17 protein-coding genes are annotated in these 16,060 nt (G+C 46.9%); 12 read left to right on the top strand and 5 right to left on the bottom strand.

The annotated features are described in order from the left end of the window. The first annotated feature begins 42 nt into the window (after nt 1–42). Nucleotides 43–432: a hypothetical protein gene (locus P1P86_05980; protein ID MDF1574724.1), complete on the top strand. Its 390-nt coding sequence runs from the start codon at nt 43–45 to the stop codon at nt 430–432. A 5-nt stretch (nt 433–437) separates the two neighbouring features. Beyond that, nucleotides 438–1,394 (top strand): hybrid sensor histidine kinase/response regulator, encoded by a 957-nt coding sequence (locus tag P1P86_05975; protein ID MDF1574723.1) that lies wholly within the window; start codon nt 438–440, stop codon nt 1,392–1,394. A gap of 122 nt (nt 1,395–1,516) precedes the next feature. Here the strand turns inward: P1P86_05975 and P1P86_05970 are convergent, their stop codons facing one another. Next, entirely contained in the window at nt 1,517–2,428 is a 912-nt protein-coding gene (locus P1P86_05970; protein MDF1574722.1) for a 4Fe-4S binding protein, read from the bottom strand. A 133-nt stretch (nt 2,429–2,561) separates the two neighbouring features. Between P1P86_05970 and P1P86_05965 the strand changes: the two genes are divergently transcribed. The 5 genes from P1P86_05965 to P1P86_05945 are packed head-to-tail and all read left to right on the top strand — an operon-like array spanning nt 2,562 to nt 5,879. Then, nucleotides 2,562–3,332 (top strand): hypothetical protein, encoded by a 771-nt coding sequence (locus tag P1P86_05965; GenBank protein MDF1574721.1) that lies wholly within the window; start codon nt 2,562–2,564, stop codon nt 3,330–3,332. 11 nt (nt 3,333–3,343) lie between these two features. After that, nucleotides 3,344–3,769 carry a hypothetical protein gene (locus P1P86_05960; GenBank protein ID MDF1574720.1) on the top strand — a complete coding sequence of 142 codons (426 nt, stop codon included), beginning with the start codon at nt 3,344–3,346 and terminating at the stop codon, nt 3,767–3,769. Beyond that, entirely contained in the window at nt 3,753–4,538 is a 786-nt protein-coding gene (locus P1P86_05955; protein MDF1574719.1) for a polyphosphate polymerase domain-containing protein, read from the top strand. Before P1P86_05960 ends, P1P86_05955 begins: the two co-directional genes overlap by 17 nt. An 8-nt stretch (nt 4,539–4,546) precedes the next feature. Further along, nucleotides 4,547–5,203, top strand: a complete 657-nt coding sequence (locus tag P1P86_05950; protein MDF1574718.1) for a DUF4956 domain-containing protein — start codon at nt 4,547–4,549, stop codon at nt 5,201–5,203. Next, nucleotides 5,187–5,879: a DUF2490 domain-containing protein gene (locus P1P86_05945; GenBank protein MDF1574717.1), complete on the top strand. Its 693-nt coding sequence runs from the start codon at nt 5,187–5,189 to the stop codon at nt 5,877–5,879. The genes P1P86_05950 and P1P86_05945 overlap by 17 nt, the downstream gene beginning before the upstream one ends. 3 nt (nt 5,880–5,882) lie before the next feature. Here P1P86_05945 and P1P86_05940 read toward each other — a convergent pair whose 3' ends face one another. Then, entirely contained in the window at nt 5,883–8,102 is a 2,220-nt protein-coding gene (locus P1P86_05940) for a CotH kinase family protein (protein ID MDF1574716.1), read from the bottom strand. Between the two features lie 103 nt (nt 8,103–8,205). On the opposite strand from P1P86_05940, the gene P1P86_05935 reads away from it, so the two are divergent. Continuing rightward, nucleotides 8,206–8,889: a Crp/Fnr family transcriptional regulator gene (locus tag P1P86_05935; protein ID MDF1574715.1), complete on the top strand. Its 684-nt coding sequence runs from the start codon at nt 8,206–8,208 to the stop codon at nt 8,887–8,889. Between the two features lie 45 nt (nt 8,890–8,934). Here the strand turns inward: P1P86_05935 and P1P86_05930 are convergent, their stop codons facing one another. Then, nucleotides 8,935–11,385, bottom strand: coding sequence for a hypothetical protein (locus P1P86_05930; protein ID MDF1574714.1), 2,451 nt, complete (start codon nt 11,383–11,385; stop codon nt 8,935–8,937). 230 nt (nt 11,386–11,615) lie between these two features. Here P1P86_05930 and P1P86_05925 point away from each other — a divergent pair, with 230 nt between their 5' ends. The 3 genes from P1P86_05925 (at nt 11,616) to P1P86_05915 (ending at nt 13,573) form a co-directional block, all read left to right on the top strand. Further along, on the top strand, nt 11,616–11,786 hold the full coding sequence (locus P1P86_05925; GenBank protein MDF1574713.1) for a hypothetical protein: 171 nt from the start codon (nt 11,616–11,618) through the stop codon (nt 11,784–11,786). Between the two features lie 23 nt (nt 11,787–11,809). Beyond that, nucleotides 11,810–13,099 (top strand): glycosyltransferase family 4 protein, encoded by a 1,290-nt coding sequence (locus P1P86_05920; protein ID MDF1574712.1) that lies wholly within the window; start codon nt 11,810–11,812, stop codon nt 13,097–13,099. 69 nt (nt 13,100–13,168) lie between these two features. Then, nucleotides 13,169–13,573 (top strand): CatA-like O-acetyltransferase, encoded by a 405-nt coding sequence (locus P1P86_05915; protein ID MDF1574711.1) that lies wholly within the window; start codon nt 13,169–13,171, stop codon nt 13,571–13,573. On the opposite strand, the gene P1P86_05910 is transcribed toward P1P86_05915, so the two are convergent. Then, entirely contained in the window at nt 13,554–14,240 is a 687-nt protein-coding gene (locus P1P86_05910; protein MDF1574710.1) for a response regulator transcription factor, read from the bottom strand. The two genes, P1P86_05915 and P1P86_05910, sit on opposite strands and share 20 nt — an antisense overlap. Continuing rightward, the gene (locus P1P86_05905) at nt 14,240–15,304 is read right to left on the bottom strand and encodes a histidine kinase (protein MDF1574709.1); all 1,065 of its coding nucleotides are present in this window, start codon (nt 15,302–15,304) and stop codon (nt 14,240–14,242) included. The genes P1P86_05910 and P1P86_05905 overlap by 1 nt, the downstream gene beginning before the upstream one ends. Before the next feature lie 247 nt (nt 15,305–15,551). Here P1P86_05905 and P1P86_05900 point away from each other — a divergent pair, with 247 nt between their 5' ends. Continuing rightward, complete coding sequence (locus P1P86_05900) at nt 15,552–16,034, top strand: hypothetical protein (protein ID MDF1574708.1); 483 nt, start codon at nt 15,552–15,554, stop codon at nt 16,032–16,034. Nucleotides 16,035–16,060: the final 26 nt, after the last annotated feature.

Below are 16,060 nucleotides of genomic sequence, written 5' to 3'. Positions count from 1 at the left end.
CTGAGAAAACCGGTCTCAAAAAGCGAACTACTATCTGAATTGATGAAGCATTTGCCTTACACGGTGAAAGAGCAGGAGGACGGGGATCCTGACAACAATATAGAAGAAAGATTTAAGGAACTCAGGGTTCAATTAATTGAAAATGCTGAATTCGCTGAAGGGATTTCCCGGGTCTTGAAACGGGAAATCCTGGAGGAATACAGGGCTGTATTGAAGAACAGATCCAACAGAAGGATCAAATACTTTGCAAGCCTGGTAGCCGAAGCCGGGAGAGAATTGGGATTGGAGGAGCTGGAGTTATATGGCAAGGAACTATTTGAGAAGACGGAGGCTTTTAACCTGAAGCATATCAATTCATTACTGGATGAGTTTTCCGGGCTCTACGCTGCCATTCAAACCAATCCATTCATGACAAGAGAAGAAAAAAAATAGAAAAGATGGATGATTTTAGAATCAGCGGGGAACAGGACAGACAACCCACCGTATTAATCGTGGATGATATAAGCGAAAATATTCAGGTGCTGGGGACCATTCTGGATGAACATGGCATCGAGTTCAGTTACGCTTCCAGTGGAACAGAAGCCCTGGAATCGGTTTCTTTCAGCAAACCCGATCTTATCCTGCTGGATGTGAGTATGCCGGGAATGACAGGCTATGAGGTGTGCGAGATTCTTAAGAAAAACGGGGAAACGAAGGAGATTCCGGTAATTTTCCTGACGGCAAAAACGGAAACCACGGATATTATCAAAGGCCTGGACGTAGGAGGAATTGATTATGTTACTAAACCTTTTAACTCCAAAGAGCTGTTAACCAGGGTAAAAATGCATCTTGAATTAAGTCTCTCAAAAAAGATCATTTCCAAACAAAATGCTCATCTGGAAATGATAAACAAACAGCTTCGGGAGGCTTTAGCCGCAAAGGATAAATTCTTCTCCATTGTCGCCCATGACCTGAAGTCCCCCTTTCACACCCTGCTGGGATTCTCAGATCTGCTTTTGACCACTTTTGAGAATCGCGACCCGGAAGATATCAAAAGACAACTGAAAATTATTAAGCAATCATCCCAGAATGCATACGAACTGCTCATCAATCTTCTGGAATGGTCCAGGTCTCAAACCGGGAGACTTAAACACAAACCTGTTGTAATAGATCTGGCCGTTCAGATAAAAGAAGTTATGTCCATGTTGTCAAATACGGCAGAAAGGAAACAAATTCAGTTGATTTTGGACATCCAGGGTACATGGAAGGGTTTTGAGGATAAACATATGTTCCAGACCGTGATCCGGAACCTGGTCTCAAATGCCCTGAAATTTACGAGGCCTGGAGGACGGTTAGGCATAAGGGGCAGGGAATTGGAAAATTTTACGGAAATCATTTACAGTCCCCAAACGTGAACCTGGTCCACGGGATTCCCTGTAAAACCAGCTAAGGCAGGGTGATTTTGAGAATGGACTGTATTCAGGTCTGGCCGGAAGATGGTGCTCCGGCTATTTTTTTTCCCTGAAAACACAAAAAATCATATCTGAACCCATTCTTCGCTCAGGATGTCTCCTTCCACTCCCACGATGACCTTTTTAACGGGAACTTTTCTTCCGGCCTGTCCGGCGGCCATCCGGACCATCTGCATCAGTCCCCCGCAACAAGGTACCTGCATCATCATCACCGTTAAGGTATTAATTTTTGCCTCATCGATCAAGGCCCTGATCTTGTCGACATACTCTTCCAGTCCCGAATCTAATTTGGGACAGGCAATGGCCAGGGTTTTTCCCCGGAGCCATCCGGAATGGAAATTTCCTGCCGAGAATGCCACGCAGTCGGCCGCCAGCAGCAAATCCGATTGCCGGAAGTAGGAAGCCCCGGGATTGATCAGGTGCATCTGCACCGGCCACTGTCGCAATTCAGATGGCTGTTCGCCAAGGGGGCCTGTTGCCATGCTTAGAGCACCTGCGGCCGGGATGCTCCCGGCAGCGGCGGACTGCGGAGTAAAACTCCGGGCTTCCGATCCGGCACAGCCACAAGCCAGTTGCTGTTCTTCCACCCTGGCATGATGGACCTTGCTCAGCACCTTCTCCACATCGAAGGGCAGGGCATCCCTGTGATCCTTCAGGTACTGGACACCCTCCCTCAGAAACTCCATTTCGTTGTGGTCCTTCATATGCCGGAGGTGAGCCACAACGGTATTCTCGCCCTTCCCCACCATGATTTCCATGACCTTTGTCTCATTGTAGGGCCCGGCCTCCCTTTTTTTTATGGTGATGGCGCCCTGCGGACAATGGCCCAGGCAGGCACCCAGTCCGTCACACATCAGATCACTGATCAGCCTGGCTTTTCCATCAATCATTTGAAGTGCGCCCTCGTGACAGTTGGGGATGCAAGCTCCGCATCCGTCACATAACTCCTCATCTATATGGACCATTTCCCGTATCATAGCAACTTGTTTTTTTGTTTTCTGATACAAAGATGTGGAATGCTTGCGGATTTAATCGGTAACATATGTTACAGCCAGTACCAATGGGCTGTGGAAATTGTTATATTTGGATTACTTGAAAAACTGTCTGAGTATGTGGAATTACTCCAGGGGAAAGAATTTGCTTTCCGGCTTAAAAGTATTTGCTCTTGCAATCGTAATTGTGCTTCCTGGCTTCTCCTGCCAGAAGAGTCCGGGTGAAGGCGGGACCGGCTCCATAGGAGGAACGCTTACCGAGCAGTTTTATAACGAAGATTATTCCCTGCTTATTTATGAAAAACCGGCTGTGGATGAGGAAGTTTACATTGTTTACGGGACCAGGGAGGAACTTGGAGACCGGGTGAGGACCAACCATCTGGGGCAGTTTCGTTTTAATTATCTGTACCCGGGCAGCTATCTGGTCTTTTTTATCTCGGGCGATTCGACTTCGGTGCCGGATATGGATATGGAGAAGCTTTATGAGGTAGAACTGGAACGGGGAGAGGAGCTGAATATGGGAAGATTGAACAAATTGTCCACCCTGGATTACGATGAGGGAAATGCCAAAATCAAAGGGGTGGTGAAGGTAATCGACTACGTGGATCAGTCCTACTGGCCCAACCTGGTTGTTGAAAAAACCTATTTTGCAACTGAACAGGAGGTATACCTGACCTATAACAGGCACAGCTTCTACGACGACCGTATCCGCACCCAGGCCGGGGGAGTATTTGAATTCGGGGGACTGATTCCCGGGGATTACCTGGTATTTTTGTACTCCGACGACGTTACAGGAGAATCCGAAAAGGTAAGCATCGAATTTGAGGTGCGCATCAATGAACTGGATCAGGTGATTGATCTGGGGGAGATTGTCATTGAAAAATTGTAATTTTAAGGTTTATGAAACTAAAAACCAGGGCTTTATTCTCATGTGCCTGTATCATCCTGCTTATTTCCTGCCCGCTTCTGGGACAGAATTCCAGGACCATTCAAGAGAAAAAAATTGCTTCCAGGACTGTTCACGAATACTTCCTGGAAGAAGGATTGAAGGAGCCGCTCACTGAATCCTTTGAAAGGTACAATGAACGAGGGGAACTTCTGGAGATCAAGGAGTTCAACAGCAAAGGAGAAGTAAAACGGTGGGAGAAATATGCCTACAACGAGGAGGGCCGGCTGGTGGAAGAGGTGTTTCTCGATGGAAAGGGCAGTATTGAAAGGACAGAGAAGAGCCTGTACACGGATGGCCTGAGGACGGAGAAACTGTATTACAACAGGAAGGACAAGCTTTACAAGCGAAAGGTCTATGAATATGAGTACCGGAAGTAATTTCGATACAATTCTGAAGCAGTTCGGGGCCATTTCTCTGGAGGAGGTAAACAAGGCCAGCCTGATGCGCAGAAAGGACAATAAGTACCTTTTCAGTTTTCGGCATCTGCCCGGCCTTCTGGAGATGATTAGCCAGGATTACAGAGTTCTGGAGATCGATGGTTCCCGCTCGCAGCAGTATTTTACCCGCTATTTCGACACCGATGGCCGGGAGATGTACCATAAGCACCACCGTGGCCTCGCCAACAGGCATAAAGTGCGGATACGGAGATATGGTTCAGGCGATTTGCATTTCCTGGAGGTGAAAAAAAAGAATGCCAAAGGAGTTACCAGCAAGAAACGGGTAAAAACCAGGGGCATGGATCGCGATGTTCTGATGAAAGAGGAGGAATTCCTGCTTTCCTGTTCCCCTTATGAAGGCAATGGCATAGATCTGACCATGGAGAACAATTTCAACCGTATTACCCTGGTCAGTCATGAACAAACAGAGCGCGTCACCCTGGACTATGGATTGAAGTTCTCCAGTGCAGAAAATGGAGAGATGCTGGATCTTCCGGGTATTGCCATTGCAGAGATTAAATTTGAAAATCGTTTATCAGGTTCGGCCCTTCATGCTGCCATGCGCAAATTCCGGATCAAGCCGCGTCGTTTCAGTAAATATGCCATCGGAATGGCATTGCTTCATCCCGACCTGAAGCAGAATCGTTTTAAAAGCAAGGTGCGAAAGGTGCATCAGATCAATGAGAGTTATCATTCAATAACCAAATAATCCATATCATGCCTGAATTTCTGAGTATTCAATTAATGAACTGGGAGGATTTCTGGGACCTGGTTATCCGTGCCAGCTTCAACCTGGGAGTAGTCCTCCTCCTTGTCCGGGTTCTTTATTACCGGATCACACCCAGGAAAGAGTACCTGTTTACCTATATCCTGATCTCTGTGGTGGTATTCTTTATGATTATGCTGCTGGAGAATGTGGGTGTTGAGATTGGCTTTGCACTGGGGCTTTTTGCCATTTTCGGAATGCTCAGGTACAGAACCCAGCAGATTCCCATCCGGGAAATGACCTACCTCTTTCTGGTGATCGGGGTTTCTGTGATCAACTCCCTGGCCAACAGACGGGTCAGTTATTCAGAGCTTCTGCTGACCAATGCGGTAATTGTGTTTATCACCTACCTGCTGGAAAAGGTCTATTTGTTGAAGACCGAATCTAAAAAACTGATATTCTATGAGAAGGTGGAGTTGATCAAGCCCGATTTAAGGACCGAACTGATCGCGGACCTGGAGGAGCGAACCGGTCTGTCCATTCACCGGGTGGAAGTGGAAAGGATTGATTACCTGCGGGATGCTGCCAGGCTTTACATTTACTATTTTGAGAATGACTGGAGGAATATTGGCGGAGGCTACCAGTCGGGTGATGATAATGATGATTAGGCGGATTGCATATTCTGCTTTTTGTGTATTTCTCTTATTCTCTGGTGCTGTAAATCTCCGGGGCCAGGACAGGGATTTTCAAACCTGGTGGGAGCTGAAACTGGATAAGCAGATTTCAGGGAACTTCGGTCTGGAGGGTGAACTGGAGCAACGTTTCAAAAACAACAGCCTGCAGTACAGCCGAACCCTTCTTACACTGGGGGCTTCCTGCGATCTCCTGGATTTTCTCAAACTGGGCGGGGGTGTCAGAACTGTTTTTGTCATGAATCAGGAGCAGGAGCTGTATGCCAGGTACAGGGGCCATATCGATCTGACGGGCAGCTATGAGGTATCGGGACTGACCCTGTCATTGCGCACCCGTTTGCAATATGGGTTCGAAGAGTTCCCGGGGCCGAATACATTCAGCCTGAATTCCCTGGTGAACCGGAACAGGCTGAAGGCGGCATACCATATTTTTGGCACGAAGTTCGATTGCCAGGCCTCCGTGGAGAGCTGGCATAGTTCAGACAAGGAGTCATTCTGGCCCTATGTTGCCATGAGATATTCAGCAGGTGTCAGGTTTTCACCAAATTTCCGGTCTCGTTTTTCCTTGAGGTATATCCTCGAGGATGAGTTTAATACCTCCGATCCGGGACAGTTACATATCGTGGTTCTGGGATATGCCTATAATCTCTAGGGCTTACTGTTTGATCACCTTAAATACCGCCCGTTTCTGATCGTGACCGCCTGTTTCAAGGGTATAGATCCCGTTTGGAAGGAAGGAGAGATCGGGAAGGGCATAGGCAAATTCACGACCCGAATAAGGTGCCACAGCCTGATAAACCAGCCGGCCGTTCATATCATACAGCCTGAAAGGGATTTCACCTTCCACCAGGGCATCGAGATCCACAAAAGTGGCACTCAGGTCTGAAGGATTGGGATAGACTCTTCCCGGCTCAGGAAGCGGAATGACCTCATCTGCATCTGAAAGCGGCCAGCACTGTCCGCCCCACCGGGCATCCATCCACTCCAGTCGTTCATCGATCCAGTTGCGCAGCAACCACTCCTCGTCACTGTAGGTCTGTCCCACGTAACTGTTTGGCCAGACATAGGTTCCCAGGATGGGCCATTTCCTGAAATTGTTCGGAATGGCATCGCCCATTACCTGGATGGCACTATCAATCATCGAATGAAGATGTTCGCTGCTTAATATGGTCTGGTGAAGTTCATCCCACCTGCATCTCAGCTTGTTCCTGAACCAGGAGTCCTCCATGGCCCTCGCCCACCAGTAAATGGTAATGGGATAGGTATGGATCCAGTTATAACTCTGATGCATGTCCTCGGTAAAGTCGCTGTTGCCAAAAGTAAGGTTATAGTCCCAGGGCGGACCGCTCACCAGCTTGCCGCCATCTGAATCCTTCTCCTTATAAAAATAGTGGCTGAGTCTGAAGGCATCCACATCTTTGGTGAATTCGTTCAGGATCATCATATCCACAAAGGAGGGGATATCCAGGTAGGCCCTGTATCCCCTGGCAGGATCCTTAAAGTATTTGTTAGTCATGATGGTTTCGAATTCAACCAGATAATTCCTGATATAATTCCTCTGACTCTCGTTCAACTCCTCATATTTGGGGTCGAAATACTGGTAGGTGATATAGAGATAATCCGGATAGGGGGGACTTACCGGGGACTCCCAGAAATGGGTTTCAGGTAAATCGGTAAGCTTATCGATACGCAGCAGATAGCCACCGGTCAGTTCATTTCCCGAGACATCTTCAGGTAAAAGTTTGGCTATATCCACCCGGTTTATGTCCCTCTTGATCTTCTCGGTAAGAATATAAAGGCCCTGATAATCGTTGTTCACCACCACCTCCACAAAATGGGTTCGCGGGGAATAGTGTCCCATCTCTGCAAACAGGCGGTAGCTAAGCACATTGCGAATCAGGCTCTTATCCAGGTAGGGGCCATATAGCACCCAGTCGTTTTCAGCGGGAAGACCAAGCAGGGAAACATTGTTGTTTTCCCCTGCAGCAGTCTGGGTTTCGAAACTATAGGATTTTTTTGGAGAGTACCAGGCAGAGGACTCCCCCCTTATTTCGATAGAGATCTGACCATCATATCCGTTACCGGGATCAGAAGTCCTGTTGTACAGCCCGGCTTCGTTGTATATCAGTTTCATCTGAGCGGTAATTCTTGGCTCATTGGGAATGGTCTGACGATCGGTATCAATAAGGACCAGGGGAAGCAGGGTGCTGTCCTCGGTAAAGGGGGGGTAGAACCATCCGGGAGTGGCGTGGAAATAGTTGCCTGCGACCCCGACTCCGGCATGTAAATAGGGGTTGGAGGAGAGATCAGAGGAGCCCGGGTTATAGTTATGGACCTCCACGGCAAAGGTATTGTCCACGGTAAGCAGCAGATCGCTCACCGATTCGCCGAGGGTAAATCTCAGTGGAGCAATCCCCTGATAAAGCAGGGCTTCCTGCGGGGCATCCGAAGCCTGGTCCCAGGCAGTTACACTCCCGGCTTCCCCCATGTTGTAGCGGGCCAGCTCCACCCCGTTGAGGTAGGCTACGAAGCCGTCATCGAAATCCATGTCCAGAAGCAGCTGAGAAATGACCTCCGGGCTGGATAAGGTAAAGTTATAGCGGCAGTATACAGAGATGGCCGGGGCAATGATGGTGTTGTCGTCATCATCCCCATACCCTACACCTCCGGTAGCACTTGTCCAGCCTGAATCGTCAAAGCCGGTGCTTGTCCAGGCAGGATCCACCGGTGAGTCAGGTACCAGGTACTGACATTGCCGGCCGGGAAGAATAACCGTCTCCCAGTGATCGGTCTCCTGTGCCTTGGCCGCCGGGCCGGAGAGGAGAAATAGCAGCACCCCCAGCAGTGCCCTGGTCCGGATATCTGGAATCATCATTTTTATCTTACTGTTCAATGTGGACAAAGATAAAAGTCATTTAGTTGTATTTGCGTTGAGAGCAAACTTTTTTGGAAAGGAAGAGTTATATTCATGTATGTCCATGTCTGAAGAGCAAATAATTGAGCTCCTTGTGGAGTGTAAGTTGTTCCGTGGAATGAATAAGGGGGAGATATCCGAAGTGCTGTCCGGGCATCCGGGAAGAATTAGGCACTATTCGCGCGGTACCCTGATTGCCCAGGCGGGCGATGAAGTGCGTTCCCTGAAGATCATTCTGCGGGGAAGTGTGAAAGGAGAGATGGTCGATTTTACCGGAAAGGTGATCAGGATAGAGGACATTCTGCCACCCCGTCCGCTGGCGCCAGCATTCCTGTTTGGCAGCCGTAACCGCTACCCGGTTCATATAAGCTCTGCCGAGGATACGCTGATTCTTTCCATTCCACGTGAGCTGTTTCTGATTATGTTACAAAGGAGCGGGAAGATGCTGGTCAATTTTATGGATATCATCTCCAGCAGGGGGCAGTTCCTCTCCAGCAAGATCAAGTTTCTTTCTTTTACCACCATTAAGGGAAAGCTGGCTCAGTATCTGCTGGATCTATCCAGACAGAGCGGCTCCGGCACGTTCATGCTTCCTAACTCACAGTCACAACTTTCCGGGCTGTTCGGGGTGGCCCGTCCTTCCATTGGAAGAGCTCTGGGTGAACTGAACCAGAAAGGGATCATCCGTACCGTAGGGAAAAAAGTGGTGATCCTGGATCCTGCCCGGCTCGCCTCTTATTTGAAGTGACATCCCGGCGAAATTCACCTGGTGAATCCAACGAGGCCTGGAGGATCAGAGGGTTTCGGCTTTCTTCTCAAAGAACAAAGCTCTGTCGTAGAAAAACCGCTGCTTAATCATTTTCGATATGGTCTTTATTTCCTCAATGACGGAAAGCACTTCTGAACTCTTCTTCTCAAGTAGCAGGAATTCAACCCGGATTAAATAATACCTCAGCCTGACGTAATATTTATTGTTAACGGGGATGGCTCCCATTTTGGTTTTTTTGTAGAGAGAGACTGCTGTCTGAAAGTCTCCGGCATGCAAGAGGGCACGGGCATAGATTAGGTGGAACATCTGGTGTCGCCAGGTCAGCTTACCTGAAGCAAGCTCATACATCTTTTTAACCTGCCGGGAAAGCCTTATAATATTCTTGAAATCATCTCCATAATTCAAAGAGTAACTGATGATATATTCGAAAACCGGAATCCCTGATGCGGGCTGTAATTCTTTTTTGAACAGTGATATTGACTTTTTGAAGACCTTCTCCATCAGTGCAGGATCAGTGCCGTCTTCGAAACAGGATTGATAGATAAGCTGTGCGCCATAGTAATACCCGGCCAGGGTCGGCTCGGCATGCTCGTCCAGTGAAAGGGTCCGGAAGATTTCATATTCTTTCCTGCAAAGGGGCCGGTTTGAAGAAAGAAAATACTGCATGAACTTCAGAAAATGTCCGTAGATCTTCGCATCGTCGCTTTGTTTGTTTTCCAGGTAATGGTCTATGTTGTCGCCGGAAAAAAGGACGAGGCTATCCATGTCGGAGAAACCTTCGAAATAGTATTGCTGGCCCGCTTTTGTTTTCGCAAAATGGGGGATCAGAATTTTCCGGACCTTTTTATTCTTTCTTAACTCAACTCCTATGGTATTAATGATCTCCCTGTTGACAAGGCCTGTATCAGGAAAAAATGCAGAGCCTTTTCCATTTTCCAGAACTGAGAATATGTCCATCAGCACCTTTGTTCTTTCTTCTTTAAAGGCGATCTTGATCAGGAATTTGACTATGTTGATCTGTAAGTTGGGATGGTTCCTGTAAAAACTTAAGACCCTGCGAAACAGATCCAGGTCAAAACCCTTCTCCTCGATCCATTTATTAGCCAGGAAGAAAGCCAGTAATATATCATTTGAAAACTTTACATGGGTTTTCACCGAGAGATATTTTCCCGGAGTGGTGAATTCATAGAACACATTGTCAGATATCAGTTCCTTAAAGGCCTTGTTGTATTCAGCAGATGCCGGAAGATCCCTTTTATCTACTGAAGCGGATTGTTTAGCATAGCCGGAACGAACAAAAAAAGTCTGAATAATGGCTGATTTTTCCTGCAAGTAGGGTTCCACCAGTATTTTGTTGGAGACAAAGTAGTTCAGAAGTTCCAGATCGGAGCGTATATCCCTGGGATTCTGATTCGAACTGAACAGATGCAGCATGTAAGGTGTGTTGAAAACGTCAGCAATATCAGGATGATAAAATTTCAGTTTTTCAACGTTTCTGGAAGAATGCCTCTTTTTCAGATAGTACCTGATCTCATCATTGTTAAGCACGGGGATATTGATACTTTCGTTTGCCGGTCCCGTAAAATTAACGTCAAACCATTTATTTTTCAGGCGGGGGTCCTTATGTATCAAATCCGAGAAGATCTTCCAGTTATCGGGCCTGCATGTAATAAGCAACTTGAACCAGGAGAAATGCTCGTAGGCTGCAACGATATCCATCAGATTCTCCACAAAACTGTTCAGCTTCTCTTCCTGGTGATATATTTGACACAGGCTTTCAATAATCAGAACAAACCTACCTTTCACCTGATCGGGATTTTTAAGGAAATAGTTGCTAAAACTATTTTTCTCCTCCATCTCGAAGACATTAATCATCCTTACGATCTCCTGATTCAGGTTGATCAGGTTGAACAGAATGCTGCCGTCGATCAGACAGACTATGTCATCGGGATATCTGGCTTTTTCGCCAATAAAAAACAGACCGGTCAGTTGTGCAACAATCGTTGTCTTGCCAAATCCCCCGGGAGCAATAAAAGCTGTGGCCGTTTTCGGAGAGTTCAGGAATGCTTCAAATCTCTCTATGGCAAATTCCCTGATCTGGAAATCTGAAAGCTGTTCTCCAAGCTTCGCTTTCATGGAGGTAAGACTCTGTTCTGTAACTGTTTCAATACGCTTTTTTAATCTGGCCCAGTATTCCTGATCTGAGGAAGACAGGCCTTCGGCATTGTGGATTTCAGCGAGCTTGCTCCAGCTTTGAAAATTCAGATATACTGCTATGGTGTCAAGGGTATACCTGGAAGGTTTATATGGACACTCAACGATCCCGAATAGCCGTTTCAGGGTCGATACGCTGATATTACGTTTAGTCTTTTGCTGAATCGAAATGGAGAGGACCTGACAATCTTTCGCATATAAAATCACCTGACCATAAGCTCGTTGCAGCTCAAGTCTGATGATAGACCGGATAATGTCCATTTGAGTCGTCATATGTAAGCGAATCCTAAGGCCCCATTACTGCTGTCTGGAATAAACAATTATAAGTTACGAAAAATCCCGGTTTCTTCTTAAAATCAGGAAGCTAAATCCACCGGGTAAGGACAACTGAATGAACAAAATGAACAATGAATGAATGCCTGAATGGCTGCTTCTTCAGGCAGAATGATCGAACTTTGTGGCACAATTATGCGAAGAAAAGTGGAGCGGCGATGGAACACAATTCACATACAGAACGGGCGAAATCATTCTCCGGGAAGAAACACTCTTTATTGAACGAGTATTACTCAAATCCTTCCATGACGGAAAACAGCGTTGATGAAGACCGCAGGGTTCAGAAACAGGTGCCGTATTCAGTGGAGTGGCAAATGTACAATGCCTGACCGGGACCATTGAAGGAAAGGTAATGAAAGTGTTAATGTTCGGATGGGAATTTCCTCCTCATATATCCGGAGGTCTGGGTACAGCTTGTTACGGGATTACCAGAGGGCTTTCAAAGATCGGTGATGTGGAACTGGTATTTGTGGTGCCCAAGGCTTTTGGCAATGAATATTCAAGCAATCTTGAATTAATTTCAGCCGAAGATGTGCCGGTAAACGATCGCCCGGATTTGTTGAAGAAACTTCATGAATCGTGTGAATACATTGAAGCAGACTCGGCCTTAATCCCATATATAAACCCGGATGAATTTCGGAAACAGGCCGCAGATTCTTCCGGAAGCCTGAAGAGTCACAAAAAGTCCGCTTCGCATGGGCGGCTCCAGTTTTCAGGGAAGTATGGCCTTGACCTTTTTTCTGAAATATCCAACTATGCCCTGATCGCAGATACTATCTCCAGGGCGCATCATTTCGACATTATACATGCTCACGACTGGCTTACATATCCGGCCGGAATTGCTGCAAAAAAAGCATCGGGCAAACCACTGGTTGTTCATGTGCATGCCACAGATTTCGACAGAAGCGGCGGGAAGGTAAATCCCCGGGTATTTGAAATCGAACGCAAAGGTATGGATGCGGCCGATAAGGTAATAACGGTAAGTCAACTAACCCGTAAAATAGTTCTTGAAAAATATGACATTTCCCCGGGAAAAGTTGAAACAGTTTACAACGCGGTTGAACCTGTGCAAGAATGGGGAGCCCCGCGTTATTGTAAATCGACAGATGAAAAAATTGTCACTTTTCTGGGAAGGATTACATTGCAAAAAGGACCGGAATATTTTGTGGATGCTGCCTGTATGCTTCTTGATAAAACAGACAAGCTTCGTTTTGTGATGGCCGGAAGTGGCGATTTGATGCAAAAAATGGTAAGCCGGACCGCTGAACTGGGTATTGCCAACAAATTTCATTTTACAGGCTTCCTGGAGGGCCATGAGGTTTTTAAGCTGCTTCAAATCAGTGATGTTTATGTGATGCCCTCGGTCTCAGAACCTTTTGGAATATCCTCTCTGGAGGCCATGCAATCGTCCGTACCAGTGGTGATCTCCCGCCAGTCGGGCGTATCCGAAATACTGACCCATGCCATAAAAGTGGACTTCTGGGATGTGGAGGCCCTGGCAGATGCTATTTATGGCCTTATAAAATATCCCGCTCTTTCAAAAATGCTGATTAATGGTGGGAAAAGAGAAGCAGATGCTTTGAAATGGGAGGATTCTGCCCGGCACATGTACCAGATCTACACAAGTCTGATGCGTGCATGAACTGAAAGAAGCATGAACCTGCTCTTTCACCTGATAATTTCCTAAATTCGCTTCATTTACAGGATTAGTATGAAACGCAAGATTGACATTGATCAATGGGAGCGGAAGGAATTATTCAGATTCTTCAAGGATTTTGAGGAACCCTATTATGGGATCTCTACCGACCTGGAATGTACAGCAGCCTATGCCTATGCAAAGTCCAAAGGCATGTCCTTCTTTTCGTATTACCTTTACCTGGTGCTGAAAGCGGTGAACCGGACAGAAGCTATGAAATACCGCATAGAAGGGGAGGAGTTGTTCTACTACGAAAAGATCGATGGATCTGCCACCATCGACCGCCCGGACGGCACCTTTGGATTTTCCCTGATCCCCTATATGGAGAATCTGGAAGAATTTCTTGACCTGGCAGACGGGCTGCACGTGGGACAGTTCACCACTGCTCTTCAGGATTTGTTTACGGGGAAAAGCGCTTGAGCAGTTCTTCACGTAAAGTCGGACTTAGCGGGACGGTGTGTTCACCGATCCGGACCTGGTTCCCTTCAATGTACGCAATTCGATTCAGGTTGATTACATAGGATTTGTGGATGCGCATAAAGCGCTCCTCCGGCAAATTAAGCAGGAAATCTTTGATGGTGCCATGGACCACCAGATTCTCCCTGTCCGTGCGTATCCGGATATAGTCCCCCTGTCCCTCGATCAGCTGGATCTCGGAGTATAAAAGCGCATACAGTTTCTTATCTGCTTTGACCAGGATCTTTCCTTCTTCAGCAAGCGGACCATTAGTTTCCTGAAGGCGCTCCAGGGCCCGGTTCACGGCTTTCATAAAACGCTCGAAGGAGTAGGGCTTGACCAGGTAATCGGTGGCATTCAGCTCAAAGCCCTCCACCGCATATTCGGGATAGGCGGTAGTAAATATGATCAAGGGGGAGCGGGCCAGGGAGCGGGCGAAGGAAATCCCGGACAGTCCCGGCATATTGATATCCAGAAAGAGGATATCAATCTGTCTGCGGTTCAGGTGATGTGCAGCTTCTCTGGCATTGGAGCATTCTGCCACGAGTTGCAGATCTTTCACTTCTGCCAGGTACTTTCTGAGCACATCCCTGGAAAGGGGTTCATCATCGATGATTAAGCAACTGGCCATTAGTTCTGTTTTAATACTATTTCCAGATACACGGAATACTTCTCTTCTTCGGCTTCAATATCAAGTTTAAATTTTCCGGGATAGAGAAGCTCCAGGCGCTGCCTGGTATTCCGTATCCCGATGCCTTTGGCAGGTTCAATTTCAAGCCCGTCGGATGTACCACGACTGTTGCGAACGCTGAACTGAAGTATATCTTTGGATATTTCCATTTGAATGTTTACAAAGGCAGCATCCTCACCACCTGAAAGTCCATGCTTAAAACTGTTTTCAATAAATGGAATCAGTAACATGGGGGCGATCAGCAGCTCTCCCGGATCACCCTTTACTTCCATGTTGATCCTGGTATTCCGGGGATCCACCCGGTGCCGGTACATTTCTACATAGTTTTTTATCATCCCGATCTCCTTCCGGAGTTTAACGCTTGGCTGACCGGTCTCATAGAGCGTGTATTGCAGGATGTGGGAAAGCTGCAGGATCACCTCCGGAGTACGGTCCGACTTGTCCAGGGACAGGGCATAAATGGTTTGCAGACTGTTCAGGAGAAAGTGGGGATTGATCTGTGATTGAAGCGATTGCAGTTGGTGGGTAGTGGTCATACGTTCAAAACGCAGAAGCATAAACCAGCTTCGGGAAAGTTTAAGCAGCGTTGTCAGCACCAGAAAACTCCCGGTATAGATCATCAGCACAGGCAGATTGTAATAGGAGATGAAATAGAAACCAGGAAGAATCAGATCGATCCAGCGGTCGAAAAGAAGATACAGGAACAGGGCTCCTCCACTCAGGAGAATCAGAAAAATGAGGGTGTAGAGCAGGTATCTCTCCTTTCTGAGAACCCCGGGTACCAGCAGGTAGAGGTTCAGGTAAACGATGCTGAGAATGGGAAAAAGGAAGATGAGGGTGTAGATCACATCGATCTTCTCCAAAGAGCCGGAACTTTTAAAAATATTGAAGAGGATCAGCAGGACCACAGCCCAGAAGAAAAGATGCTGCCACCAGCGATTCTTAAAAATCATCAGATCCGTCAGCACGGATCTGGATAAGCGCTTATTTTTGGAAGGGCCCATTTCAGGTGTTCAATTTAGGGAAAAGCACAGGAGTATAAAATTTTTCCGGTGAAACAGTTTCCAGGTGTTTTTTTCCGGGTATGTACCTTCTGAAGGATGTTCCCTTGAGCAGTGTTGTCCTGCATATTAATTTTTTATTAAGGCTCTGCTATCATAGGATTAAGTTCAGAACTCCTGATCTGGTAACGTAAATATAGGCTTTTCCGGGGGTCTTTTCGCAAAGAGAAAATGCGGTATCTTTGGAGTTATGCAACTTAACTTACCGATATTTCCCAGGGAAGCACGACTTGTCAACAACAATCTTGGGGTCTATGAAAAAGACGGTCTTGTGCAATACATTGTCAATGGTGCTCCGATCTATTCCCACGCCAAAGATGATATAAACGCCTTCAGGTTCATTACCAGCAATTTTATTCACCAGGGCACATGCCGGAAGGTTGATATCCAAAACTTCTTTGGAGTTAGCGAGGACAGTGTCTATCGTTATTACAAGAAGTTTCTGGAACAAGGTGAACAGGGTTTCTTTGGTGACGACGCCCGCCATGGTACGGCACATAAGATAGTAGGCCCGCGGCGTATACGGATACAGCAGAAGCTAGACACGGGACAGAGCGTTAATAGTATCGCCAAGGAAGAAGGTGTTCGGGAGTCTGCCATCCGCTATGCAGTTAAGAAGGGGTATTTAGTGTCTGTAAGAAAACCTGCAATTAATTGTCACACAATGAATTAATGTTGAAAACTTGTTTGAATATAGTG

This window comes from Bacteroidales bacterium, assembly GCA_029210725.1.
GTDB lineage: Bacteria > Bacteroidota > Bacteroidia > Bacteroidales.
This window is presented reverse-complemented; position numbering and strand designations above follow the sequence as displayed.

Coding starts and splice junctions, on each gene's coding strand:
- P1P86_05925 (MDF1574713.1), top strand. CDS start 11,616: ATGGAACACAATTCACATACAGAACGGGCGAAATCATTCTCCGGGAAG.
- P1P86_05970 (MDF1574722.1), bottom strand. CDS start 2,428: ATGATACGGGAAATGGTCCATATAGATGAGGAGTTATGTGACGGATGC.
- P1P86_05920 (MDF1574712.1), top strand. CDS start 11,810: ATGAAAGTGTTAATGTTCGGATGGGAATTTCCTCCTCATATATCCGGA.
- P1P86_05935 (MDF1574715.1), top strand. CDS start 8,206: ATGTCTGAAGAGCAAATAATTGAGCTCCTTGTGGAGTGTAAGTTGTTC.
- P1P86_05910 (MDF1574710.1), bottom strand. CDS start 14,240: ATGGCCAGTTGCTTAATCATCGATGATGAACCCCTTTCCAGGGATGTG.
- P1P86_05930 (MDF1574714.1), bottom strand. CDS start 11,385: ATGGACATTATCCGGTCTATCATCAGACTTGAGCTGCAACGAGCTTAT.
- P1P86_05965 (MDF1574721.1), top strand. CDS start 2,562: ATGTGGAATTACTCCAGGGGAAAGAATTTGCTTTCCGGCTTAAAAGTA.
- P1P86_05950 (MDF1574718.1), top strand. CDS start 4,547: ATGCCTGAATTTCTGAGTATTCAATTAATGAACTGGGAGGATTTCTGG.
- P1P86_05900 (MDF1574708.1), top strand. CDS start 15,552: ATGCAACTTAACTTACCGATATTTCCCAGGGAAGCACGACTTGTCAAC.
- P1P86_05905 (MDF1574709.1), bottom strand. CDS start 15,304: ATGGGCCCTTCCAAAAATAAGCGCTTATCCAGATCCGTGCTGACGGAT.
- P1P86_05945 (MDF1574717.1), top strand. CDS start 5,187: ATGATAATGATGATTAGGCGGATTGCATATTCTGCTTTTTGTGTATTT.
- P1P86_05960 (MDF1574720.1), top strand. CDS start 3,344: ATGAAACTAAAAACCAGGGCTTTATTCTCATGTGCCTGTATCATCCTG.
- P1P86_05915 (MDF1574711.1), top strand. CDS start 13,169: ATGAAACGCAAGATTGACATTGATCAATGGGAGCGGAAGGAATTATTC.
- P1P86_05975 (MDF1574723.1), top strand. CDS start 438: ATGGATGATTTTAGAATCAGCGGGGAACAGGACAGACAACCCACCGTA.
- P1P86_05980 (MDF1574724.1), top strand. CDS start 43: ATGAAGCATTTGCCTTACACGGTGAAAGAGCAGGAGGACGGGGATCCT.
- P1P86_05955 (MDF1574719.1), top strand. CDS start 3,753: ATGAGTACCGGAAGTAATTTCGATACAATTCTGAAGCAGTTCGGGGCC.
- P1P86_05940 (MDF1574716.1), bottom strand. CDS start 8,102: ATGATGATTCCAGATATCCGGACCAGGGCACTGCTGGGGGTGCTGCTA.